Below are 23,186 nucleotides of genomic sequence, written 5' to 3'. Positions count from 1 at the left end.
CAGTGAAGAATAAAAAAACGGAAGCTAATATCTGTATGGTTATTGCCAAGACATTCAGTGGTTTAAATATGAATGCCTTGAAGTATTTGTTGCCTCTGTGGATAAGTCCGCTTACGGGGGCATCTCTGCGGTGCGTATTTGCGGCGGTAGCCTTTTGGATAATCGGCCTGTTTACCGGGCGGGAATCTTCTACGACACGTGAGAAAGTATTGCTTTTCCTTTTGGGAGCGGTGGGAATCTATGGATTTATGTTTCTATACCTGGTAGGATTAAGTAAGACAACACCAATATCAAGTTCCATATTTTCTAGTTTGCAGCCAATTTGGGTATTTGTCATTATGGTGATTTTTTATAAAGAGAAAATAAGCATGATGAAGGTAATTGGTATTGCTGTAGGATTGGCCGGCGCGTTGGTCTGTATCCTTACGCAGAAAAGTGACGATCTGGCTGCGGATGCGTTCAATGGAAATATGCTATGTCTGGCCAGTTCGGTGTTTTATGCTATTTATTTGGTGTTGAGCAAACAGATATTGAAGAATGTGGGCGTAATGACGATGTTGAAATATACCTTTACGGGAGCGGCATTCTCCAGTTTGCTGGTATTGCCTGCCTATGGTTTTGAGGCAAAACTGTTTACGGATGCTTTTCAGTGGTGGCCGTTTGCCGTATTGATGTTTGTTTTGATATTTCCTACTGTATTGACGTATCTGCTTGTACCGGTTGGATTGAAATACCTGAGTACGACGTTGGTTGCTATTTATGGTTATTTGATATTGATCGTTGCTACGGTGGCTTCTCTACTGATCGGGCAAGATCGTTTTAGCTGGACGCAGACAATTGCTATTTTGTTCATCTGTGCCGGTGTCTACTTTGTTGAGATCGCCGAGGGAAAAGAACGAAAAGCTGCAAATGTTTCTTAAAGCCTTCAACCAATCGTATATGCAGAGATGTTACAGTTTTAGTATTAACTGTAAAACGACAATGCTATGAATAGAGAAAAGGCAAGACGAAAAATTATGAAATATCGGTTGGCTCTGGCGGAGCCGGTTAATGATAAGTTGTCGATTGTATATTCTGTACGGGTAACGACTGTACGTTTACCGGACGAACCGGTAAAAAAGCCGTCGACTGGGCAATCGACGTAAAAACGGAAAAAGTGGAATCATCCCGATGATTTGGAAAAATGGTCTCGATGATTTATAAAAATCATCGGGATCATTTTTATATAATGACAGAAGCTTGTGAACCTCTTTTTTATCGCTCCGTTAACCGAAATTATAAGCTCCACGGAGCACGTATTGGTTGGTCCAGTAACCTGTTGGCAGCTTCATCGTCGATGAACTCCAGCTTGACCGGATCAAAATGTAGTGTACGGTTCAGGCGAAGAGCAACTGTTCCCAAGTTCACAATCGTTGCCGAACGGAAACCATTACGCTCATTCAGTGCAAATGGCTGGCGGGTTTTAACAGACTCAAGGAAGTCCTCTATTTGAGGTTCAGGTTCCGGATAACCGGCCAACTTCTTCTCCCAATTTGGAATGTCACATACGAAGTTCTTGTAGACATTTCCTTTAGGACCGGCTATGTAAGGAGTATTCGGATCACCAAAGTCTCCTCCCCAAAGTACGATCTGACAACCGTCGTCATACGTATAAGTGATAGAACGCCATGTGCCTACTGCGTCAGGATGTTGCTGTGGTGCATCTACTTCTACCTTAACAGGACTGGTTTCATCCTTATCCAAAAGGTACTGTACCGGGTCTATATAATGCTGTCCCATATCTCCTAAACCGCCACCATCATAATCCCAATAACCACGGAATGTTTGATGTACACGGTGGGCATTATAAGGTTTATATGGAGCCGGACCTAACCAAAAATCATAATCCAGTTCTTTTGGCACTGGCTGTGGCTCAAGGTATTCTTTGCCTACCCAAAAGAATTTCCAGTCGAAACCGGTGTGTTTGCTGATTGTTACCTTCAACGGCCAACCCAACATGCCACTCTGAACTAATTTCTTCAATGGTTTCATTGGTGTTCCCAATCCGTAGAATGAACTCATGAAGCGAAACCGGGTGTTCAGGCGGAATATGCGTCCATATTGCTTTACAGCCTCCATTACCCGTTTACCTTCTCCGATAGTACGGGTCATCGGTTTTTCGCACCAAATATCTTTGCCTGCTTTCGCTGCTTCTACCGACATAATGCCATGCCAATGAGGCGGAGTAGCGATATGGACGATATCGACATTCGGGTCCAGAATTAAATCACGAAAATCATGATAAGCTGCAATCTTTTCATTCACCAGTTGTTTGCCTAATTCCAAGTGGTTTTTGTCTACGTCACAAACGGCAACCAAACGTGTACCTGCGTAATTTACATGATTACGTCCCATACCGCCGGTTCCGATAATTCCTTTTGTTAATTGATCACTTGGGGCAATGAAGCCTTTTCCTAATACATGCCGCGGTATAATTGTGAAGGCCGCAACTCCTCCGAGGGTTTTAAGGAAACCCCTTCTGTTTGTTTTCATGTTATTGATAAAAGATTCATTATTCAGAATTGAAGACAAATATACGTATTTTGAATCATAATGTAAAATAAATAGCCTGTTATAAAGCAGAAGAATAGTGTGCCGGTGGTTTTGTTATCATTGCGTATAATCAATGTTTTTCATTGGAAGAGGATGTATATTGTATGAAGGGTAAAAAAACAGGGATGTGTTAAAAGTTACTTTTAACACATCCCTGTATAAGAGACTGCAGTGCTTTTTTAGAACTGTTCAATATTCAGGTCTGCGGCAAGCATATCGGGGATAGCCGCTGCGAAAGCCTTAAAATGTTCTGAGTTTGCGTGAAAATTAAATGCGTCATCATCTTTATATTCTTCATAAAAGATGAATGATTGTGGATCGAAAGGAGATTGGTATAGATTATAGCTTATATTACCGGCCTCCTGACGCGTAGCATCAACCAGTTTTTGAGCAACGTCTATAAATGCAATTTCCTGACCTTCTTTTACCAATACGCGGCAAACAATTGTCTTTTTGTCCTTTTTAGGAACAACCGTTTCTTTTTCTGCACTATTCTTGTCCATAGACTCATTTTGTTTAGAGGTGTTATTACATGAAATAATTCCTATCATGGCTATTGCCATTAAAAACATTACAATCTTTTTCATATTACCTATATTTATAAGTCAAAGAGATATATTTTTCGACAAAGTTATAACAAAATTCTAAAATAAAAGAGAAATATATGATATAAAGAAGAAAATAAATTAATCATCAATTCTTATTTCCATTATATAATCATTCATATAATATCCATTGCCAATATGATGGTCGCGCGTCGCAACTTCTNTGTACCGGGTCTATATAATGCTGTCCCATATCTCCTAAACCGCCACCATCATAATCCCAATAACCACGGAATGTTTGATGTACACGGTGGGCATTATAAGGTTTATATGGAGCCGGACCTAACCAAAAATCATAATCCAGTTCTTTTGGCACTGGCTGTGGCTCAAGGTATTCTTTGCCTACCCAAAAGAATTTCCAGTCGAAACCGGTGTGTTTGCTGATTGTTACCTTCAACGGCCAACCCAACATGCCACTCTGAACTAATTTCTTCAATGGTTTCATTGGTGTTCCCAATCCGTAGAATGAACTCATGAAGCGAAACCGGGTGTTCAGGCGGAATATGCGTCCATATTGCTTTACAGCCTCCATTACCCGTTTACCTTCTCCGATAGTACGGGTCATCGGTTTTTCGCACCAAATATCTTTGCCTGCTTTCGCTGCTTCTACCGACATAATGCCATGCCAATGAGGCGGAGTAGCGATATGGACGATATCGACATTCGGGTCCAGAATTAAATCACGAAAATCATGATAAGCTGCAATCTTTTCATTCACCAGTTGTTTGCCTAATTCCAAGTGGTTTTTGTCTACGTCACAAACGGCAACCAAACGTGTACCTGCGTAATTTACATGATTACGTCCCATACCGCCGGTTCCGATAATTCCTTTTGTTAATTGATCACTTGGGGCAATGAAGCCTTTTCCTAATACATGCCGCGGTATAATTGTGAAGGCCGCAACTCCTCCGAGGGTTTTAAGGAAACCCCTTCTGTTTGTTTTCATGTTATTGATAAAAGATTCATTATTCAGAATTGAAGACAAATATACGTATTTTGAATCATAATGTAAAATAAATAGCCTGTTATAAAGCAGAAGAATAGTGTGCCGGTGGTTTTGTTATCATTGCGTATAATCAATGTTTTTCATTGGAAGAGGATGTATATTGTATGAAGGGTAAAAAAACAGGGATGTGTTAAAAGTTACTTTTAACACATCCCTGTATAAGAGACTGCAGTGCTTTTTTAGAACTGTTCAATATTCAGGTCTGCGGCAAGCATATCGGGGATAGCCGCTGCGAAAGCCTTAAAATGTTCTGAGTTTGCGTGAAAATTAAATGCGTCATCATCTTTATATTCTTCATAAAAGATGAATGATTGTGGATCGAAAGGAGATTGGTATAGATTATAGCTTATATTACCGGCCTCCTGACGCGTAGCATCAACCAGTTTTTGAGCAACGTCTATAAATGCAATTTCCTGACCTTCTTTTACCAATACGCGGCAAACAATTGTCTTTTTGTCCTTTTTAGGAACAACCGTTTCTTTTTCTGCACTATTCTTGTCCATAGACTCATTTTGTTTAGAGGTGTTATTACATGAAATAATTCCTATCATGGCTATTGCCATTAAAAACATTACAATCTTTTTCATATTACCTATATTTATAAGTCAAAGAGATATATTTTTCGACAAAGTTATAACAAAATTCTAAAATAAAAGAGAAATATATGATATAAAGAAGAAAATAAATTAATCATCAATTCTTATTTCCATTATATAATCATTCATATAATATCCATTGCCAATATGATGGTCGCGCGTCGCAACTTCTTTGAATCCCATGTGCTTATAAAAACCGACAGCCGGATTGTGACGGTTTACATATAACTCAATCGTAAAAGGTGTAGGATAAGTATTCTTTAAATAAGCAATACCTTGTTCAATTATATATCTGCCGATACCACTCCCGTGTATCTCCGGTAATGAGTATATTTTCTGAAAATTGAATAAGCCATCTTCTTTCTTTTCAATGGATAAATAACCGGATGGTTCACCATTGTTATATATAATGAAATATTGGTGATGTAACTCATTCATTTGTTTTAGGATGTTTTCCGGAGCATACATCATGTCGAACATATACTCTAATTGCTCCTTGGATAGAATATTTCCATATGTATCAGACCATGTTCGTGATGCAAGTGAATGGATTGTCGAAGAGTCGTCGACAGTTGCTTTTTTGATTGAGAACATATTATATTAATTTTAGACGAACAAATGTACAAATTAATCTGAATAGAGTTATTTTTTAGTTTGATTTCACATTTATTTCAAGGTTTATACATGGAAAAGAATAACTTTGTGGACGTTTATTATACAATGAAATATAACTTATAATAATATAAAGGAAATGGATACAAAAATTCAGGAACTGACCGACAAAATCTACCGTGAAGGAGTAGAAAAAGGAAATGAAGAAGCAGGACGGATTATTGCCGACGCTAATGCACAAAAACAAGCTATTATCAGCGAAGCAGAGGCAGAAGCAAAACGTATTGTTGCTGCTGCTGAGAAACAATCTTCCGAATTGAAGAAAAACACGGAAGCAGAGCTGAAATTGTTTGCTACCCAATCTGTAGAAGCATTGAAGAGCGAAGTGGTAAACCTTATTACCGGAGAGATTGCTTCTTCAAATGTACAAGCTGCTGTTTCTGATAAAGATTTCATGCAGAAAGTTATTTTGGATATGACAAAGGAATGGGCTAAAAACGAAGCTCTCACAATCCAATCCGGCGATGCGGAAGCTCTTACCAAATATTTTGAAGCGAATGCGAAAGAGCTATTGAATAAAGGCATTAAAATAGAAAAGGTAAACGGTAAAGAAACATTTTTCACGATCGTTCCGGCCGACGGTTCTTATAAAGTCACTTTCGGTGAAGATGAATTTGTGGCATTTTTTAAAGAATTTCTTCGTCCTCAATTGGTAGAAATGCTGTTCTGATTATGAGCAAATATTATTACTTAATTGCAGGACTTCCTAATATTGCATTAGATGATAGTAAAATGACATATTCTGTCTCTGAATTCAGAAAAGAGATAGAAGGTCAATTATCTAAAGCAGACCGGAAGTTGATAGACCTGTTCTTTCTCAAATATGAGAATGGGAATGTGGTGTCGCATGTCAAATATCCGGATCGTGACTCGGATTCGAGGGGAAGAATAACATATGAAGAATTCAACGATTTGTATAAAGCGTTGAAAGACGAAGAAAAACCTCCTAAAAATGAACATATCCCTCCATATATTGAGGAGTTTTTCAAACTCTACCTTGCCGAAGAAGCAACAGATGTAAAAGGAGAAAAAGTATATATTTCGTGGGAAGACCGTTTAGCTGCTTTATATTATGATTATGCAATGAATTGCGGAAATAAGTTTGTAGCGGATTGGTTTGAGCTTAATTTGAATATCAATAATATGCTTACGGCTATTACGTGTCGTAAATATGGACTTGATAAATCGGATTATATAATCGGGCATAACGAAGTTGCTGAAAGTATCCGTACATCCAATGCCCGTGATTTTGGTTTGGGAGATACCGTTGATTATTTGCCCGAGGTACAACGCATTGCTGAAGAATCGGACTTGATGGTGCGTGAAAAGAAAGTAGACCTTCTGAAATGGAAATGGCTTGATGAGAATACTTTTTTCAAGACATTTGATATAGAAAGTGTTTTTGCATATTTGTTGAAATTAGAAATGATAGAACGATGGGTTACCCTTGATAAAACAACAGGTGAGAAGACTTTCCGTGAGATAGTAGGCGCAATGAAGAATGGCAGTGAGAATGCGTTGGAAGAATTTAAAAGAAACAATAATAAATAATTATGGCTACGAAAGGAATTGTAAAAGGAATCGTATCCAACCTGGTAACCGTAGAGGTGGATGGGCCGGTTTCTCAAAATGAAATCTGTTACATTTCCGTTGGGGGCGTAAAGCTGATGGCGGAAGTAATTAAGGTAATAGGTAAGAATGCCTTTGTACAGGTATTTGAAAGTACACGTGGTATGCGTGTAGGCGATGAAGCCGAGTTCCATGGACATATGCTGGAAGTTACGCTTGGTCCGGGTATGCTGTCTCGCAACTATGATGGTTTGCAGAATGACCTGGACAAGATGGATGGCGTTTTCCTGAAACGTGGAGACTATACTTTTGCGTTGGATAATGATAAAAAATGGGAATTTAAACCATTAGCGAAAGTTGGTGATAAAGTAAATGCCGGAGACTGGCTGGGTGAAGTGGATGAAAACTTCCAGCCCCATAAGATTATGGTGCCTTTTACTTTTGAAGGAACTTACACTGTAAAATCTGTGGCAGAGGCCGGACAATATACCATCAATGATACAATGGCTGTTTTGACAGATGAATCTGGCAAAGATGTGAATGTAACAATGATTCAGAAATGGCCGGTAAAGAAAGCTATTACCTGTTATAAAGAAAAACCGCGTCCATTCAAATTGTTGGAAACAGGCGTGCGTACTATTGATACTGTAAATCCGATAGTAGAAGGTGGTACGGGATTCATTCCTGGTCCGTTCGGTACGGGTAAGACTGTGCTTCAGCATGCCATTTCCAAACAAGCGGAAGCTGACATTGTTATTATTGCCGCTTGCGGTGAACGTGCAAACGAAGTTGTGGAAATCTTTACCGAATTTCCGGAATTGATTGACCCGCATACAGGCCGTAAGTTAATGGAACGTACTATTATTATTGCCAATACTTCAAATATGCCGGTTGCCGCCCGTGAAGCTTCTGTATATACCGCGATGACTATTGCTGAATATTACCGGAGCATGGGATTAAAGGTGTTATTGATGGCGGATTCTACTTCTCGTTGGGCACAGGCTCTTCGTGAGATGTCCAATCGTCTGGAAGAACTTCCCGGACCGGATGCGTTCCCAATGGACTTGTCTGCAATTGTGGCTAATTTCTATGCACGCGCAGGTTTTGTTCATTTAAATAATGGTTCAACGGGTTCTGTAACATTTATTGGTACTGTATCGCCGGCTGGTGGTAACCTGAAAGAACCGGTAACGGAAAATACCAAGAAAGTAGCTCGTTGTTTCTATGCCTTAGAGCAGGAGCGTGCAGACCGCAAACGTTATCCGGCTGTCAATCCAATTGAAAGTTATTCTAAATATCTGGAATATCCTGAATTTCAGGAATACATTGCCCAGCATATTTCTCCGGCATGGATTGAAAAGGTAAATGAAATTAAGACCCGTATGTTGCGTGGTAAGGAAATTGCAGAACAGATCAACATTTTAGGTGATGATGGCGTACCTGTAGAATATCACGTTACGTTTTGGAAATCTGAATTGATTGACTTCGTAATATTGCAGCAAGATGCTTTCGATGCTATTGATGCTGTTACTCCATTGGCTCGTCAGGAGTTTATGCTGGATAAGGTTGTAAATATCTGTCGCGCTGATTTTAAGTTCGATACCTTCCTTGAAGTAATGGAATACTTTAAGAAGATGATTAACTTGTTCAAACAAATGAACTACTCTGAATATGAGAGCGATCAGTTTAAGAAGTTCAATACCGAATTGGATGAATTAATTAAAGAACGAGTTGAACAATGATAACTGTCAACTAAAAACAAGATTATGGCAACAAAAGCATTTCAAAAAATATATACAAAGATTACCCAAATAACAAAAGCAACTTGTTCGTTGAAAGCAACAGGTGTTGGGTATGATGAGCTAGCCTCTGTTGACGGAAAACTGGCTCAGGTGGTAAAGATTATTGGCGACGAAGTAACGTTGCAGGTATTCTCCGGTACGGAAGGTATCCGTACTAATGCGGAAGTGGTATTTATGGGCAAAGCTCCTTCTTTGAAAGTTGGCGATCAGTTGGCCGGCCGTTTCTTCAATGCTTATGGCGATCCGATTGACGGAGGTCCGATACCCGAAGGTAAAGAAGTGGAAATCGGTGGCCCGTCTGTGAATCCGGTTCGTCGTCAACAACCCTCAGAATTGATTGCTACAGGTATTGCAGGTATCGACTTGAACAATACATTGGTAACCGGACAGAAGATTCCGTTCTTTGCCGATCCGGACCAACCTTTCAACCAGGTAATGGCGATGGTGGCTTTGCGTGCTCAGTCCGATAAGATTATCTTAGGTGGTATGGGTATGACAAATGATGACTATCTGTTCTTTAAGAATACATTTAGTAACGCTGGTGCATTAGACCGTATTGTAAGCTTTATCAATACGACGGAAGACCCTTCTGTAGAGCGTATCCTGATTCCGGATATGGCTCTTTCCGCAGCTGAATATTTTGCTGTACAGAAGAATGAAAAAGTACTGGTACTGCTAACGGATATGACTAATTATGCGGATGCTTTGGCTATTGTGTCTAACCGTATGGACCAGATTCCTTCAAAAGACTCAATGCCGGGTTCATTGTATTCTGATTTGGCTAAGATTTATGAAAAGGCTGTTCAGTTCCCTGCCGGCGGTTCTATTACGATTATTGCTGTGACAACGTTGTCTGGTGGTGATATTACGCATGCAGTTCCTGATAATACCGGTTATATTACCGAAGGTCAGTTGTATCTTCGCCGCGATAGCGATGTAGGAAAGGTTATTGTTGACCCATTCCGAAGCTTGTCTCGTTTGAAACAGCTGGTAACGGGAAAGAAGACACGTGAAGACCATCCGCAAGTGATGAATGCTGCCGTTCGTTTGTATGCAGATGCTGCGAATGCAAAAACTAAACTGGAGAATGGTTTTGACCTGACCGATTACGATAATCGTACACTGGCTTTTGCAAAAGATTATTCATCTAAACTTCTTGCTATTGATGTTAATTTGAATACAACAGAAATGCTTGATGTGGCATGGAATCTGTTTGCTCATTATTTCACTCCGGCGGAGGTAAATATCAAACAAGCATTGGTAGATAAATATTGGCCGAAATAATTCCTTCCGAATGAAATTATAATTTCTTCCGAGAGAAATTTAATTTTCTTCCGAATGGAATCTAAAACATATTAATATGGCAATAAAGTTTCAATATAATAAAACATCACTTCAGCAACTGGAAAAGCAACTGAAAATGCGTGAGCGTTCCCTGCCTACTATCAAGAGCAAGGAAAGTGCATTGCGTATCGAAGTGAAGCGCACGAAGGATGAAGTGAATAAATTGGAACTTCAGCTTGAAAATGAGATTCAGAGTTACGAAAATATGGTTGCTTTGTGGAATGAGTTTAATCCTGAACTGATAAGGGTAAAAGATGTAACTTTATCTACAAAGAAGATTGCCGGCGTGGTAGTTCCTCTACTTAACGAGATACAATTTGAGATAGGACACTATAGCTTATTTAATACTCCTGCTTGGTTTACAGATGGCATAGAGTTATTAAAGAAGTTGGCAAGAACCGGTATAGAAGCTGAATTTTCAAGTATGAAGCTGGAGTTACTGGAGCATGCGAGGAAAAAGACAACTCAGAAAGTGAATCTTTTTGAGAAAGTACAGATTCCGGGATATAAAGATGCGATTCGTAAAGTGAAACGATTTATGGAAGACGAAGAAAGTTTGTCTAAATCATCACAGAAGATCATGCGGGCTAATCAGGAAAAGCGTAAAGCAAAAGAAGAAAAAGAGGAGGCTGAAGTATGATAGTAAAGATGAGTAAATACGCCTTTATGGTGTACCATAAAGAATATGATACTTTCTTGAATACGTTGCGTGGATTGGGCGTTGTTCATATTAAAGAAACAAAATCCATAACGGATGATGAACATCTGCAAAAGCTTTTGGCCGAACGTAAACGCGTAAATACGTTAATGCGTTTCTTCAAGAATCTGAATGCGGCAAAGAAAGATGTTAAATTAGCTCCGGCTCGGGAACTGGATAAGAAAGAAGGATTGAAACTAATGGAGAAGATTGAAGAGCTTCAAGAAAAGAAACTTCAACTTCTTGCTTACAGACAGTCTTTGGAAAAAGATATAGACTATATGTCTATCTGGGGTGAGTTTAGTTATCAAAATATTAACCGCCTGAAAAGAGCAGGGTATGACGTAACCTTCTTTTCTTGTCCGACAGCCAAGTATGAGCCTGTTTGGGGAGATTTGTACAATGCTTTTCTGATAAACAATTTCCAGTCTGTAACTTATTTTCTTACAGTAACCAAGGAAGGAACATTAATAGATATTGATGCCGACCGTCCTAAAATGCCTGCCATGGGTATGGCTAAATTGCTTATCCGGCATGAGCAATGTTTAAAAGAAATCGAAGAAGTAGATAACGAATTGAAACGTTGCGCATCCGACGATTATAAGACATTGGATGCCTTCGATAAGAATTTGCAGAACGAATTTAATCTGATAAACGCTTTAGTCCAGACGGATAAACAGGCTGCTGATAAGTTAATGCTGCTGGAAGGTTGGGTTCCTGCCGAAGATGCTCCTGCAATGGAAAAAGAGCTGGAAAAACAAGGTTATTTCTTCCAGGAGCTGGAGATTGAAGACGGCGATAAAGTGCCAATCAAATTGCGTAACAATAAGTTTAATAGATTGTATGAACCTATTACGCGGATGTTCTCTTTGCCTAACTACGGAGAGTTAGATCCTACGCCGTTTTTCGCACCGTTCTTTATGCTGTTTTTCGGTTTATGTTTTGGTGATGGAGGCTATGGTTTATTGCTTATAATAGCTTGTGCAATAGCAAAACGTAAAGTAAAAGCAGATTATAAACCATTCTTGACCTTGTTCCAATATTTGGGACTTGCGGCTCTTATTGTCGGGACTTGTACGGGTTCATTCTTCGGTATCGAATTGGCAAAAGTACCTGCTTTGTCGAAGGTAAAAGACTATTTCGTAAATAGCGATAACCTGATGACTTTTTCTATAATCATCGGTTTGGTTCAGATTATCTTTGGTAAATGTGTGGCTGCCTTCAAGATCAAGATACAGAGAGGCGTGAAATATAGTATTGCTCCGTTTGCATGGGTATTTGTTATTGTGTCGTTGGTATGTGCATTTGGTCTTCCGTACTTGAATGTACATTTATCAGATACAATGATGACGGTATTTTATGTAATAGGCGGAGCCGGATTATTGGTTGCCTATTTATACAATTCACCGGGTAAGAATATTTTCTTGAATTTTGGTACCGGTTTATGGAATACGTATAATATGGCTTCCGGTTTGCTGGGTGATACGTTGTCTTATATCCGTTTATTCGCAATCGGGTTAACAGGCGCTATTTTAGGCGGTGTATTTAATACATTGGCAATTTCGATGACAGATGGTTTAAACATTGTATTGCGTATCATATTGATGTTGTTCATCCTTTTAGTTGGACATACTATTAATATAGGTCTATGTACAATCAGTTCACTGGTGCATCCGCTTCGTCTGATTTTTGTAGAATATTATAAGAATGCCGAATTTGAAGGCGGTGGTAAAGCATATACCCCGTTTAAGAAGGCATAAAAATCAAGTAATTAAATAACAATAAAAATAATTTAAAATCAAATTAGTTATGGAACCAATTTTATTAGCGTACATTGGTATCGCAATTATGACAGGCTTGACATTTATCGGTAGTAGTTATGGTGTAACTATTTGCGGTAATGCCGTAGTAGGAGCAATGAAGAAAAACCCGGATGCGCTGGGTACATATATTGCGTTGAGTGCATTGCCTTCGTCACAAGGTCTGTATGGATTCGTAGGTTACTTTATGATGCAGAAATATCTGGTAGACGGTATTTCAATGTTAGCTGCTACAGCTGTATTTGGAGCCGGTTTAGTATTAGGTTTTGCCGGATATTTTTCTTCAATTCGCCAAGCTCAGGTTTGTGCTAACGGTATTGCCGGTGTAGGTGCCGGACATAATGTGTTTGGTGCAACTATGGTGATGGCCGTATTCCCTGAATTGTATGCAATCTTAGCGTTGCTGGTTGTTATATTGATTGGTGGAACAATTCCTGTTGCATAAATAAAAAAGTAAGGATTAATGAAAAGAGGTTGTGTCCATCAGACACAACCTCTTTTTTTGATTTCCTGAAACCTCAACTGTATTCATCGAGATGCCTCTTTTTACTTATCCGAGAACAATAATACGCGGTTATTCGGATCGTTCCATTCATTAATCAGCATACGTAAGTCTTTATATTCGGCAGGCGAAAATTGTTGTTTGTTCAGCTCTATTGTACGAACAACTTCAATAACGTCGCCTTTCGGTGTGACCGTATTCGTTATTTTTCCAAAGGGTTTGCTTATAACCTTTTGATTGACCGGCGTCTTTAGCCGTAAACCACCGGACGGCTTTATGATATAAATTACTTCTTCGTTAATCATGGAAGGTATTTCAAACAGGCTTGTACGGCTACTGTTCAATGTAGACATATTCCAACGGTCTACGCCTTTTGCCAAAGGCGGAAGTTTACATATAGCATATCCGTTGTTCGCATTGGAAGTATCGATTGTTACTTCTTTTGTTTCCTTTATAATTACAGGTGTTGCTGCAACAGGTAGCTCTTCGCCATTCATGTTATATAGTTTATCCAGTTCTCCCCGGTTGGAAAGCGGAGCGGTAGTCATGCTTACGGCAGAAAGGTATTGGTCTTCTCCATTCAATGAAGTTTTTACAAACATCTTTTTCATAGGCTTAAGTCCGCAAATACCCGTATTCAGTGTACCTGGATATAGGGTAACGACTTCCGCTTTTATTCCTGCGGCATTCAACATTGTATTTAGCAGCTGCGTTTTTTCCGCATACGTTCCGTACGCTTCACGTAATACATTGTCAACGTCTCGTATGGTATAACCTGTATTATCCGGAGCAACGCCGCTATATCCCAGGTTGTTTACTACATGATTATGTATAATCTCCAGCTTTTCCTGATCATTGGCAGCTTGTTCTGTGATATATTGCGCAAAGGTTTTACTTTCATAATCCATTGATTCGTTAAAACGTTTGCCTAATGTAGAAAGCGCATCTTTTAATGAAGGATAGGTGGTTGCCGCCAGACGAGGTATGTCATTGCCATTCTCGGGCATGAAAGCGTCGCGCGAACCGGCCGGGATATTCTTCAATGTCCAGCTTATTTCTTTCGCACCGTTTTGGGTAACTTCCGATGCTTGTGCATTAGAACCATATAGTTGATACTGTATCGCTTTATCTTCCGGTACTGAAATCATGACAGAGTATTCTTTTACCGGCGAAGTTTCTTGCAGCTTTTCGTCTATATCCAATGCCGGATAATAACCCGGTTTGGTAATAATGGTGTAATCCAGATAGATTGTTGCATCCGGTTCTAATCCGGTATGTACCACAACCATTTCTTTCAATTTGTTGTATGCCGGAGCATCGGTAGCAAAATTAGGCAGCACTTCAACAAACGCATTGTCAGGCGTTTTAACGATTGTACCGTCCTTTTGTTTGGTGTACGAGCTGTTTATTTTCAACTCTTGATATTCCGGATTGTATACAATAAAGCTTTCTCCATATAGTTTATGTATGGCTACGGGCGTAAGGAGGGTAAGCTCTTTGCTGCAACGGAACTCCTGGCTACCGTCGGCATGCAGAGTCCAGGCTTTTGTTAGTTTCCCATATTCAGCTTCCGAAGCCGCAAAGACAGATATTGTTATTGTCAGCAAGCTAAGGAGCAGGAGTATTTTATTTGTTATTTTAGTCATGTCCTATAAGTTTTTTAGTTGTTTTCGATAACCAAATAATCACCATAGCTCTTATGAGCATTTACAGCCGTACGGAAGCCGTCCCAGTCAGAAGCATCATACACACGCTTCTTCAACACCAACTTCTGATGTAGTTTGAGTGTGTTCCCTTCTTGTTTAAGAGAGCCTTCAAAATCGGCGGCGGAGCTTTGTTTGCTATCTTCTTTTATTGCTTGAGCCAAAGTATATCCTTTGGGCAATTGGATTGTTTCATCCAGTTCTACCAAACGTGAACAAGCATCCTTAAACCCGTGTTGGCGTGTTTCCCTGTCTGTATTTATACGCAGGTAACTTTTTACTTGATTGTACTGGTTATTCATTACCATCGGTTTGAATACCATCTGCCCATTGGTTACAAGGGCATAATCCGGAATCTCATACGTGAAAGTTATCTTGATAGGAGCTGCCTGATAATTCTTAGGGTCTTTGCCATAATCCACGCGTAAAAGTTTTGCCTTTGGAGAAACATTCAACAGCTGCTTTTCCATTGTATTTTGCCAGTCCGATTGCCAGCCTCGCGTAAAGATACTGCGTACGTTACTGTCCGATTGTCCTTCTGCCGTAATCGTGAATTGTCCGCGCAACGTACCATTGGCATCCAGTTTATTGTTGGCCGTTATCCGTACGTAATGGTTTTCGGGCGCTGAAACGGGCGTAAGGCACAGGTCTGAACCTTCGGGTACACCCGGCAAATAATTCTGTTGTTGCTCGGCACTGCTCCATAGTTCACGACAGAATGGAACCCAAGTCGGGTCGAGCGGCATATATGTACCGTTGGATAACTTCACGACAGTTACGCAGTGATTGAAATGGTCGGCCGGAATACTTTCTACACGGCTGCCAGCCATCGTCATTGCCGGATAAGCCTCGAAGCCAGCCATGCGAAGGAAAGAAATCAATGTTCCGGCAATATCTTTACATACTCCGCAACGGTCGGTATAATTCATTTCGGTGTTATGAAGTGTATAACCTTCGCCTTTGCCCATGGAGATACCGGCATAGCGGATGTTATCGGCTATCCAATGGGTAAGCACGGCTATTTTCTCCATCTCCGTTGTCTTACCCTTTATCAGTTCGTCTACTTTCTTTTGGGCTTCCGGGAAAGGGGCAAAGCTCCCGTAGTCTTCATTCACTTTATTAAACCAGATGGATTTATCTTGCCATCTTGGGGTTGAAGACATCATCAACTTAGGTGCGCAATCAAACAAATCTACCATATTGGGTTCGCCTTTAAAAGGCATAATGTCATCTTTGGCAAAAGTATATGCTTTTCGTCCGTCTTCATAACGCATGGAGGACGTACATTCTCCCTGATAAAATTGGAACTGCATTTCTTTTTCCATCGGAATGGAAACCTTATATACTTTGCGTACGGTTGGTTCTGTAGCCCAGAACGGAACTATATCATAGAACTGTCCGCGCATGGGAGGGATGAAGCGCGACTCGTCGTCGTCACCTGTCAGAAGGGCGTACGTGAATCCTTTTTTAGCGATTTTGTATTCCACTACATCACCCGGCTGGAGGCGTCCTACCTCCAGCATAATCTGACGGGCTCCCCAGTAAATAGCACGCGCGGGAGCTACATAGTCGCATGCCTGCGTTACATCCAGGTTGATAATATCTCCGTTAGCACGATATATCGTAGCGTAACGAAACTCGGCAAAGGCTGTCAGCGGATCATAATCATATTTGATAATCCTGTTATCTACCGCTCCTCGAGGAGTTTGTACCTTTATCTTTTTATATACATCAAACGAGCCTGAACCTGTGGGTTGTACCGTTACGACAGTGCTGTCTAACAGAGTAATACAATCGGCGGCAGCATACATTTGTTGCTTCTCGGTCGTGGGGTCCGGCGGAAGTTGGCAGCACGAACGGCCTTGTCCGTAAGCAGATACGCTTATCAGGAGCGAGAGTGCGATGATAGGTAAGTACTTCATGTTATTAATAGTGTTTTTATGATGATATTTTATTGTTGTATTTTTTGTTTCATTAAATCCAATGCCAGCTCCCTGCAAGCCGCACGGTCTATTTTCCCGCTTCCGGTAAACGGTATGGCGTCTATCTGCCAGATATATTTGGGTTGCTGGTATTTGGGCAACTGTTCTTTTATCTGCGGTTCAACCTCTTCGTTTTTTTCCATAAGCAAAACGATAGCTTCGCCGAACTTCGGATGCGGAACGGAGGTAATGGCAAAGTTACAAGTAATAATGGAATGTAGAGCTTCTTCAACCGATTCTGTTTGTATTTTTATTCCTCCGCTGTTAATGATATTGTCTTTTCGACCGAGGATGGAGAAGCTGCCATCCGGAAAAACATGGGCTACATCGTTTGTAGTCAATCTTTCGCTGCAAACAAGGGGAGCATCTATCACCAGCGTATCTTCCTCAGACAGGGAAATAGTTACGGAAGGAAATGGAATGTAACGCGAAGAAGCCTCCGGCCCGTTAAGCCGGCGGAGTGCAATATGGGAGAGTGTTTCGGTCATTCCGTAAGTAGAATAAACGGAGTTGGGTAACTTTCGGATTTGCGTTTCCAGTGTTGCATCTATCGCTCCTCCGCCTATGATTAAAATATCTGTTTGTTTTAAGCGTTCTGTCTCTTCCGGAACTTGCAATGTGTTGTAAACTTGCAACGGAATCATTGCTGCAAAACGGAGCGATGTTTCCAGATCTGCCAGCGGATGTCCGGAGGGTTTGCGAATGAACAGGTTCAATCTTGCTACCAGCGAACGGACTACCACCATTTTTCCTCCTATATACTGGAGCGGCATACAAAGCAACGCTTTATCGTTTTTCCGAAGATTCAGGAAAGAGCAGGTGAGGATGGCGCTTTGTATCATCTGTTCTTTTCTTACCGTGAGCTTCTTGGGCGCGCCTGTCGAACCGGATGTTTGAACAGTGATATAAGGCGAATCATTGAACCAGTCGGACAAGAAATGGTATAAATCAATTCTGTAATCCGTCTCGTCTCCGTCCGTTATTTCCTGTAACTTGTGGATATTCTCTGCCGTGTAAACAACTCCTTCCAGAGTAAGATGTTGTTTTTTAATATCGGTAATGTATCCTTTTAATGTTTTGTTCTGCATATGTTAGTTAGATCACAGTTGTGATCCGATTAGTTATTCATGACAAAAGGAATAAATCTCCGGCATCTTGCCATCAGGATCATACCATAGACAGTCTTTTTTGATGGTAAGAGGCATTTCGATGTTATCCGTAAAAAGCTGTCCGGTGCCCAACCCCTGAGGAAGCGGATTATGGAACGTAGCGCTCCATTGTGCGATGGCATTTAATCCGATATTGGACTCCAGTGCCGAAGTGATCCACCAGCCGATACCCAACTTTCCGGCTTCCTCAATCCATTCTTTGCATCCGGCCAAGCCTCCGTGCAAAGAGGGTTTCAGAATAATGTATTGAGGACGGATGGATTCCAGCAATTCTGCTTTATCGTACGGCAGGTTACAACCTATCAATTCCTCGTCTAAAGCAACAGGCAAAGGCGATTCGGCCGTTAGTCGTGCCATTTGTTTCCATTGATGGGCCCGGATAGGTTGTTCAATGGAATGCAGATCCAGTTCAGCCAGACGCTTTAATTTATCCAACGCATCTTCGGGTGAGAAAGCGCCATTGGCATCTACACGTAATTCAATCTCCTGAGCGGAAAAATGTTGCCGTATATACCGTAACAAATCCAGTTCATCTTCAAAATTAATTGCTCCGATCTTTAGCTTGATGCAACGGAAGCCTGCTTCCATTTTTTTCTCTATCTGCTCCAACATGTTCTTATAGTTGTCCATCCATATAAGACCATTGATAGGGATGCCGGTTTCGCCTTTTGAAAAAGCGGTATCCCATAAGGCAAAACTACCTTTCTGATAATGTTGGAGAGCTGTTTCCAGTCCGAACAGTATAGAAGGGAAGGGACGAAGAATATCCACATTTATTTCCCTTTGCTTTTCGAATCTTTCACAAGCTTTAGCCAGTATGCGGTCGTAATCATCAATCAAATAATCACAACTTAAATAGGGTAGTGGAGCACACTCACCAATCCCCCAGCGTTGCGGTTGCTCGTCGGATGTCAATAACAGATACCATAATTTCCGGCTGGTATAAACCCCTCTCGACGTTCCTGCCGGCTGCTTGAAATGTAAGGTGCGGGGGATGATTTGTATATGAAATGCCATATTTCTATCTGTTTACTTAATCCTTTCGTAATAAGGAAGTCTGTTTAATGGAACTTCTGTCTGTATTGTTTTAGGGCCTCGGAACGTTTTTCCCTGATCGTCTTTCCAAATACCTTTCGGTAGAATGACAGTGCGATTGTTTCCTGTGGTGACCATTGGTGCTACCAGATATTTGTTTCCCAGCATGAATTGATCTTTGCATTCGGTGAAGCCTTGATGCGGAAAAGCATATTCCATACTGCGGATAATAGGTTCTCCCGTTTGGGATGATTCTTTAGCCGTCTGTAAAATATAGTCGCCCATCTGTTCATGTAAATGGGCATAACGGGCACATATTTCCTGATGTTCTTTATCCAAAATACGCCAGGGAGCAACCGAGAATTGCATCATAGGCATAAGCGCATGTGTCTGGCAAGAACGGACAATCAACTCTTGGTCGAATTTACCGGCTTCTATATTGAGAAATGCACTGAACTGTCCGCCGCCAATCATATCGGGGCAAGTATACAAATGTCCGAATAAGCCGGCCGTTGTCATATCGGGAATAAGTAAAGATACGGCATTCCATGAGTAGTCTTTATCTCCTAAACGTTGCACTAATTCTTTACCGCCAAGTTTCCATGAGGTACGCAATTCGTTGAAAGGGAAATCGAGTGCAAGCTCCGCCCATCTTTGGGAGAAGGTATTGGCATTGGCTTGTTTGTCATAATAATCATATTCACCGTTCATGTATCCAACATCACCGGCATCAAACTTGAATCCATCAATGCCATACATGCGCTGCGTGTTCCTGAGCTGTTCTTTCAGGAAAGCAACCGCTTCCGGATTAGTCATGTCATAACAGGCGCTTGCTCCGTTCCACCAGTGCACAATTGCAGGCAGGTCGCTTCCTTTAGCTTTCAGTAAATAGCCTTTAGCCGCAAGCATACGATATTCCGGACTGTCAGGAGAAACAAACGGACATATCCACAACATGATTTTGAATCCGAGTTGGTGCAAACGATCTGTCATGCCTTTAGGATCGGGAAACTTTTCCGGTTTGAACTCGAAATTACCATAATATTTCTGCCAATTATCATCCACCATGAATACTCCCGTAGGGAAATTGTTCTCTATCACTTTATCGGCATAATCCAGTATATCCTTCTGGTTCTGATTATACATCAGCTCTATCCATGTATTGTATTGAGGCTTGGAGAAGAAAAGTTCGTCCGGCAGTTTGCCTGATGGAGGGAAATGCTTTGCCGATGCTGCCAGATAGGCTTCTTTTAAGGTCTTTCCGGCTTGGACTAATACAGGTTCTTCGTATTCGGAAACTATTTTTATCGTGTCGTTGCTTAATTGAAACTTAAACGGGTACTCGCTCCATATGTATCTTCCGACAGAAGACAGCATGAACGGTACTATCTGGTTGTTGAAGTTCTCTTTGCTCATATCGAACTCACGGGTGGAAGAGGGGAAAGGCATCATATTGCCGATACCTACAAATCCGCCCCACCATTTTTCTCCTTTCAGGGAGGCAACCTCTTTACAATATGGTTGTGCTTCGGCATAGGAAATGCAACCCAGCAATGCAAGCAGATAAAATACTTTCTTCATACGATCAGGGTATTAAGGGAATTTAGGATAATCTTCAAACCGGGGACGTCGCTTTTCCAGAAATGCTTTACCGCCTTCCTGCGCTTCGTCTGTCATATAATATAGCATGGTGGCATCTCCGGCCAACTCTTGTATGCCGGCTTGTCCGTCTAGTTCCGCATTCAATCCTGCTTTTATCATGCGTAAAGCCAACGGGCTCAACATCATCATTTCCTCTGCCCATTGAACATACTCATCTTCCAGCTTGTCCAACGGAACGACTTTGTTTACCAATCCCATATCCAAGGCTTCCTGTGCATTGTATTTACGGCAAAGAAACCATATTTCACGCGCTTTCTTCTGTCCTACGATACGTGCAAGATATGAAGAACCGAAACCTGCATCGAAGCTGCCAACGCGAGGACCGGTCTGTCCGAAGATCGCGTTTTCCGAAGCAATCGTCAGATCGCATACCACATGTAACACATGGCCGCCACCGATAGCAAAACCGTTCACCGCCGCTATAACCGGTTTAGGTATGGAACGTATTTGCTTCTGTACGTCCAGAACATTCAGGCGGGCCACTCCATCTTTACCTACATAGCCGCCATGCCCTTTTACGTGCATGTCGCCTCCGGCACAGAAAGCAACGTCTCCGGCACCGGTCAACACGATAACATTAATATCCTGACGTTCCCGGCATATATACAAAGCATCACTCATCTCCGTTGTCGTAGTAGGAGTGAAGGCGTTACGGTAGCGTTCACGATTGATTGTAATGCGGGCTATGCCGTTATATGAATCGAATAGAATTTCTTCGTATTCTTTAATAGTTTTCCATTCTCTGTTTGTTGCCATATTGTTACTTTAGTTTATGATAATAGTTTTTTAATATTTTGATATCTTCCGCTTTGTCGGTAAACACTTCCATCAATAACGGTTTTTCGGTCGATTCCGTTTGGGTAAATAGTGTCATTGCTTCTTCCAGTTCCTCTTTATTATGGACGCTTGTATATTGAAATCCCTGTTCTGTAGCCCAACCTTGAGCTGTTGTAGAATGAGTGGCTGTAACGAAGCGGCGTGTTTGTTCCGTCATCTCAAATCCGGGTAATGCCTGGAATATCTCACCGCCTCCGTTATTCAGTAATAAAATACGGACATTGCTACGGATATAATTATTCCATAAAGCATTCATATCATAGAAGAAACTTAAGTCTCCGGTTATGATAAAGTTCAGCTTTTCAGAACCGGCAGCATATCCGATAGCGGTAGACATAGAACCTTCTATGCCACTCGTACCACGGTTGCAACAAACCTCTACGGATTCGGGAACGGAAAAAAGTTGTGCATAACGAACCGTTGAGCTATTGGCAAGATGTAAAGCCGCCTCTGCCGGTAATGCTTTGATAAGCGAGCCTATTGCCGATATCTCCGAATATGGTACTTCCGGTTCGGGAATATTCTTGGAAAGGTTTTCCCATACTTTAGGATAATCATATATCTTGTTACTTTCGAGCATGTATGCGATCTTCTCCAAAAACTCAAACGGGTCCATCTCTATTACGGTAGTGATAGAACCGTAAAGATCGGCAACTTCACCATCTAACGAAACATGCCAATGTTCTTTAGGCGGATGCTTTCGTAAGAATTGTTTCAAACGTTTGGATACAACATGCCCTCCGTAAGTAATAACAAGTTCCGGAATCAGTTTTTCTTGCTGGTCTTCCGGCATGGAATAGATTAATGCGTCGAAATTCTTTATCGGCATTCCCGGAACAGTACGGTTTCCCGTGTGTTCCGTCAACCAGGTAAAATGCTTGTATAGAAGTTTACATATCTTTTTCTCGAATAGATAAATAAGATTCATCTGTCCTACCACCATCATACGTTTGTTATACTTATTCATCCGGTCAATCAGATCGTTGTACTCTTTATCATATACGTTTAATCCCTGATAGCGGGTGATAACACGTACTTTGGGCAATTCTCCGGTTGAGAACTTGAACAACGGCTCGGATATGGGAATATTGATATGCACAGGCCCTTTGCCGTGATGGTTGAGTTCCAATAGCGCTTCGTTTATCAGACGATTGCAATACCACTCATCTTCATCCGTATGTATTTCGGGCAGATTTACCGATTTCTTTACCAGAGAGTTGAACACGCCTGGTTGCGGAAGCGTCTGTCCGTCCATCTGTCCAATCCATGCGGCCGGCCGGTCTGCCGAGATAACGACAAGAGGCACTTGCTGGTAGAAGGCTTCCGCTACAGCCGGATGAATATTCAATAATGCCGTACCCGACGTACAACATACGGCTGCCGGTTTACCGCTTTGCAAAGCCAGTCCAAGGGCAAAGAAGCCTGCACTGCGCTCGTCGGTTACCGAATAGCACTGAAAGAAAGAATGATTGGCCAGAGTATGTACAATCGGCACATTACGACTGCCCGGGCATAATACCACATTTCTAATGCCATGTTCAATAAGCAAAGCCGTTAGTTGAAGTATGTTCTTTTTATCTGAATACATATCTA

20 protein-coding genes and 1 pseudogene are annotated in these 23,186 nt (G+C 41.2%); 9 read left to right on the top strand and 12 right to left on the bottom strand.

Annotated features, from left to right (window positions below; genetic code table 11):
- Positions 1-2 precede the first annotated feature (2 nt).
- Both C1721_RS13940 and C1721_RS16130 read left to right on the top strand, forming a co-directional pair.
- Positions 3-920 carry a DMT family transporter gene (locus C1721_RS13940; RefSeq protein ID WP_102408824.1) on the top strand — a complete coding sequence of 306 codons (918 nt, stop codon included), beginning with the start codon at positions 3-5 and terminating at the stop codon, positions 918-920.
- 66 nt (positions 921-986) lie between these two features.
- On the top strand, positions 987-1,145 hold the full coding sequence (locus C1721_RS16130; protein ID WP_159063594.1) for a hypothetical protein: 159 nt from the start codon (positions 987-989) through the stop codon (positions 1,143-1,145).
- 130 nt (positions 1,146-1,275) lie between these two features.
- Here C1721_RS16130 and C1721_RS13935 read toward each other — a convergent pair whose 3' ends face one another.
- From C1721_RS13935 to C1721_RS13915, 5 genes and pseudogenes are all read right to left on the bottom strand, one after another.
- Positions 1,276-2,532 (bottom strand): Gfo/Idh/MocA family oxidoreductase, encoded by a 1,257-nt coding sequence (locus C1721_RS13935; protein ID WP_102409501.1) that lies wholly within the window; start codon positions 2,530-2,532, stop codon positions 1,276-1,278.
- Between the two features lie 239 nt (positions 2,533-2,771).
- Positions 2,772-3,179 carry a putative quinol monooxygenase gene (locus C1721_RS13930; protein ID WP_234347481.1) on the bottom strand — a complete coding sequence of 136 codons (408 nt, stop codon included), beginning with the start codon at positions 3,177-3,179 and terminating at the stop codon, positions 2,772-2,774.
- A 184-nt stretch (positions 3,180-3,363) separates the two neighbouring features.
- Positions 3,364-4,143, bottom strand: a pseudogene (locus tag C1721_RS13925) (Gfo/Idh/MocA family oxidoreductase); the annotation flags it as partial.
- Between the two features lie 239 nt (positions 4,144-4,382).
- A complete protein-coding gene (locus C1721_RS13920; RefSeq protein ID WP_234347481.1) occupies positions 4,383-4,790 on the bottom strand; it encodes a putative quinol monooxygenase in 408 nt (135 codons plus the stop codon).
- A gap of 99 nt (positions 4,791-4,889) precedes the next feature.
- Positions 4,890-5,393 (bottom strand): GNAT family N-acetyltransferase, encoded by a 504-nt coding sequence (locus C1721_RS13915; RefSeq protein WP_102408823.1) that lies wholly within the window; start codon positions 5,391-5,393, stop codon positions 4,890-4,892.
- 157 nt (positions 5,394-5,550) lie between these two features.
- On the opposite strand from C1721_RS13915, the gene C1721_RS13910 reads away from it, so the two are divergent.
- The 7 genes from C1721_RS13910 to C1721_RS13880 all read left to right on the top strand — a co-directional run bounded on the left by C1721_RS13910 (position 5,551) and on the right by C1721_RS13880 (position 13,148).
- On the top strand, positions 5,551-6,141 hold the full coding sequence (locus C1721_RS13910; protein ID WP_102408822.1) for a hypothetical protein: 591 nt from the start codon (positions 5,551-5,553) through the stop codon (positions 6,139-6,141).
- A gap of 2 nt (positions 6,142-6,143) precedes the next feature.
- The gene (locus tag C1721_RS13905; protein WP_102408821.1) at positions 6,144-7,022 is read left to right on the top strand and encodes a DUF2764 domain-containing protein; all 879 of its coding nucleotides are present in this window, start codon (positions 6,144-6,146) and stop codon (positions 7,020-7,022) included.
- Between the two features lie 2 nt (positions 7,023-7,024).
- Complete coding sequence (locus C1721_RS13900; protein WP_102408820.1) at positions 7,025-8,782, top strand: V-type ATP synthase subunit A; 1,758 nt, start codon at positions 7,025-7,027, stop codon at positions 8,780-8,782.
- Between the two features lie 24 nt (positions 8,783-8,806).
- Positions 8,807-10,126, top strand: a complete 1,320-nt coding sequence (locus C1721_RS13895) for a V-type ATP synthase subunit B (protein ID WP_102408819.1) — start codon at positions 8,807-8,809, stop codon at positions 10,124-10,126.
- A 76-nt stretch (positions 10,127-10,202) separates the two neighbouring features.
- Positions 10,203-10,826 carry a V-type ATP synthase subunit D gene (locus C1721_RS13890; protein ID WP_102408818.1) on the top strand — a complete coding sequence of 208 codons (624 nt, stop codon included), beginning with the start codon at positions 10,203-10,205 and terminating at the stop codon, positions 10,824-10,826.
- Complete coding sequence (locus tag C1721_RS13885) at positions 10,823-12,643, top strand: V-type ATP synthase subunit I (RefSeq protein ID WP_102408817.1); 1,821 nt, start codon at positions 10,823-10,825, stop codon at positions 12,641-12,643. Before C1721_RS13890 ends, C1721_RS13885 begins: the two co-directional genes overlap by 4 nt.
- 49 nt (positions 12,644-12,692) lie before the next feature.
- Entirely contained in the window at positions 12,693-13,148 is a 456-nt protein-coding gene (locus tag C1721_RS13880) for an ATPase (RefSeq protein ID WP_102408816.1), read from the top strand.
- A 101-nt stretch (positions 13,149-13,249) separates the two neighbouring features.
- Here the strand turns inward: C1721_RS13880 and C1721_RS13875 are convergent, their stop codons facing one another.
- Genes C1721_RS13875 through menD form a run of 7 tightly spaced genes read right to left on the bottom strand, consistent with a single transcriptional unit; the run spans position 13,250 to position 23,181 of the window.
- Positions 13,250-14,851 (bottom strand): DUF3858 domain-containing protein, encoded by a 1,602-nt coding sequence (locus C1721_RS13875; protein ID WP_102408815.1) that lies wholly within the window; start codon positions 14,849-14,851, stop codon positions 13,250-13,252.
- A 14-nt stretch (positions 14,852-14,865) separates the two neighbouring features.
- Positions 14,866-16,830, bottom strand: coding sequence for a DUF3857 domain-containing protein (locus C1721_RS13870; protein ID WP_102409497.1), 1,965 nt, complete (start codon positions 16,828-16,830; stop codon positions 14,866-14,868).
- 29 nt (positions 16,831-16,859) lie between these two features.
- Positions 16,860-17,978: an AMP-binding protein gene (locus C1721_RS13865; protein ID WP_102408814.1), complete on the bottom strand. Its 1,119-nt coding sequence runs from the start codon at positions 17,976-17,978 to the stop codon at positions 16,860-16,862.
- A 33-nt stretch (positions 17,979-18,011) separates the two neighbouring features.
- Positions 18,012-19,076 carry an o-succinylbenzoate synthase gene (locus tag C1721_RS13860; RefSeq protein ID WP_102408813.1) on the bottom strand — a complete coding sequence of 355 codons (1,065 nt, stop codon included), beginning with the start codon at positions 19,074-19,076 and terminating at the stop codon, positions 18,012-18,014.
- Positions 19,077-19,088: 12 nt separating this feature from the next.
- Positions 19,089-20,675 carry a glycoside hydrolase family 31 protein gene (locus C1721_RS13855; RefSeq protein WP_102408812.1) on the bottom strand — a complete coding sequence of 529 codons (1,587 nt, stop codon included), beginning with the start codon at positions 20,673-20,675 and terminating at the stop codon, positions 19,089-19,091.
- A 12-nt stretch (positions 20,676-20,687) separates the two neighbouring features.
- Positions 20,688-21,512: a 1,4-dihydroxy-2-naphthoyl-CoA synthase gene (gene menB / locus C1721_RS13850; protein ID WP_102408811.1), complete on the bottom strand. Its 825-nt coding sequence runs from the start codon at positions 21,510-21,512 to the stop codon at positions 20,688-20,690.
- Between the two features lie 4 nt (positions 21,513-21,516).
- Positions 21,517-23,181, bottom strand: coding sequence for a 2-succinyl-5-enolpyruvyl-6-hydroxy-3-cyclohexene-1-carboxylic-acid synthase (gene menD / locus C1721_RS13845; protein ID WP_102408810.1), 1,665 nt, complete (start codon positions 23,179-23,181; stop codon positions 21,517-21,519).
- Positions 23,182-23,186: the final 5 nt, after the last annotated feature.

Origin of the sequence: Parabacteroides bouchesdurhonensis (genome assembly GCF_900186615.1) — a bacterium.
Lineage (GTDB): Bacteria > Bacteroidota > Bacteroidia > Bacteroidales > Tannerellaceae > Parabacteroides > Parabacteroides bouchesdurhonensis.
The sequence above is the reverse complement of the archived record's forward strand: the minus strand, read 5'-3'. Positions and strand labels throughout refer to the sequence as shown.

Coding starts and splice junctions, on each gene's coding strand:
- menD (WP_102408810.1), bottom strand. CDS start 23,181: ATGTATTCAGATAAAAAGAACATACTTCAACTAACGGCTTTGCTTATT.
- C1721_RS13930 (WP_234347481.1), bottom strand. CDS start 3,179: ATGAAAAAGATTGTAATGTTTTTAATGGCAATAGCCATGATAGGAATT.
- C1721_RS13910 (WP_102408822.1), top strand. CDS start 5,551: ATGGATACAAAAATTCAGGAACTGACCGACAAAATCTACCGTGAAGGA.
- C1721_RS13895 (WP_102408819.1), top strand. CDS start 8,807: ATGGCAACAAAAGCATTTCAAAAAATATATACAAAGATTACCCAAATA.
- C1721_RS13855 (WP_102408812.1), bottom strand. CDS start 20,675: ATGAAGAAAGTATTTTATCTGCTTGCATTGCTGGGTTGCATTTCCTAT.
- C1721_RS13900 (WP_102408820.1), top strand. CDS start 7,025: ATGGCTACGAAAGGAATTGTAAAAGGAATCGTATCCAACCTGGTAACC.
- C1721_RS13860 (WP_102408813.1), bottom strand. CDS start 19,076: ATGGCATTTCATATACAAATCATCCCCCGCACCTTACATTTCAAGCAG.
- C1721_RS13935 (WP_102409501.1), bottom strand. CDS start 2,532: ATGAAAACAAACAGAAGGGGTTTCCTTAAAACCCTCGGAGGAGTTGCG.
- C1721_RS13905 (WP_102408821.1), top strand. CDS start 6,144: ATGAGCAAATATTATTACTTAATTGCAGGACTTCCTAATATTGCATTA.
- C1721_RS13870 (WP_102409497.1), bottom strand. CDS start 16,830: ATGAAGTACTTACCTATCATCGCACTCTCGCTCCTGATAAGCGTATCT.
- C1721_RS13875 (WP_102408815.1), bottom strand. CDS start 14,851: ATGACTAAAATAACAAATAAAATACTCCTGCTCCTTAGCTTGCTGACA.
- C1721_RS16130 (WP_159063594.1), top strand. CDS start 987: ATGAATAGAGAAAAGGCAAGACGAAAAATTATGAAATATCGGTTGGCT.
- C1721_RS13865 (WP_102408814.1), bottom strand. CDS start 17,978: ATGCAGAACAAAACATTAAAAGGATACATTACCGATATTAAAAAACAA.
- menB (WP_102408811.1), bottom strand. CDS start 21,512: ATGGCAACAAACAGAGAATGGAAAACTATTAAAGAATACGAAGAAATT.
- C1721_RS13915 (WP_102408823.1), bottom strand. CDS start 5,393: ATGTTCTCAATCAAAAAAGCAACTGTCGACGACTCTTCGACAATCCAT.
- C1721_RS13885 (WP_102408817.1), top strand. CDS start 10,823: ATGATAGTAAAGATGAGTAAATACGCCTTTATGGTGTACCATAAAGAA.
- C1721_RS13880 (WP_102408816.1), top strand. CDS start 12,693: ATGGAACCAATTTTATTAGCGTACATTGGTATCGCAATTATGACAGGC.
- C1721_RS13920 (WP_234347481.1), bottom strand. CDS start 4,790: ATGAAAAAGATTGTAATGTTTTTAATGGCAATAGCCATGATAGGAATT.
- C1721_RS13890 (WP_102408818.1), top strand. CDS start 10,203: ATGGCAATAAAGTTTCAATATAATAAAACATCACTTCAGCAACTGGAA.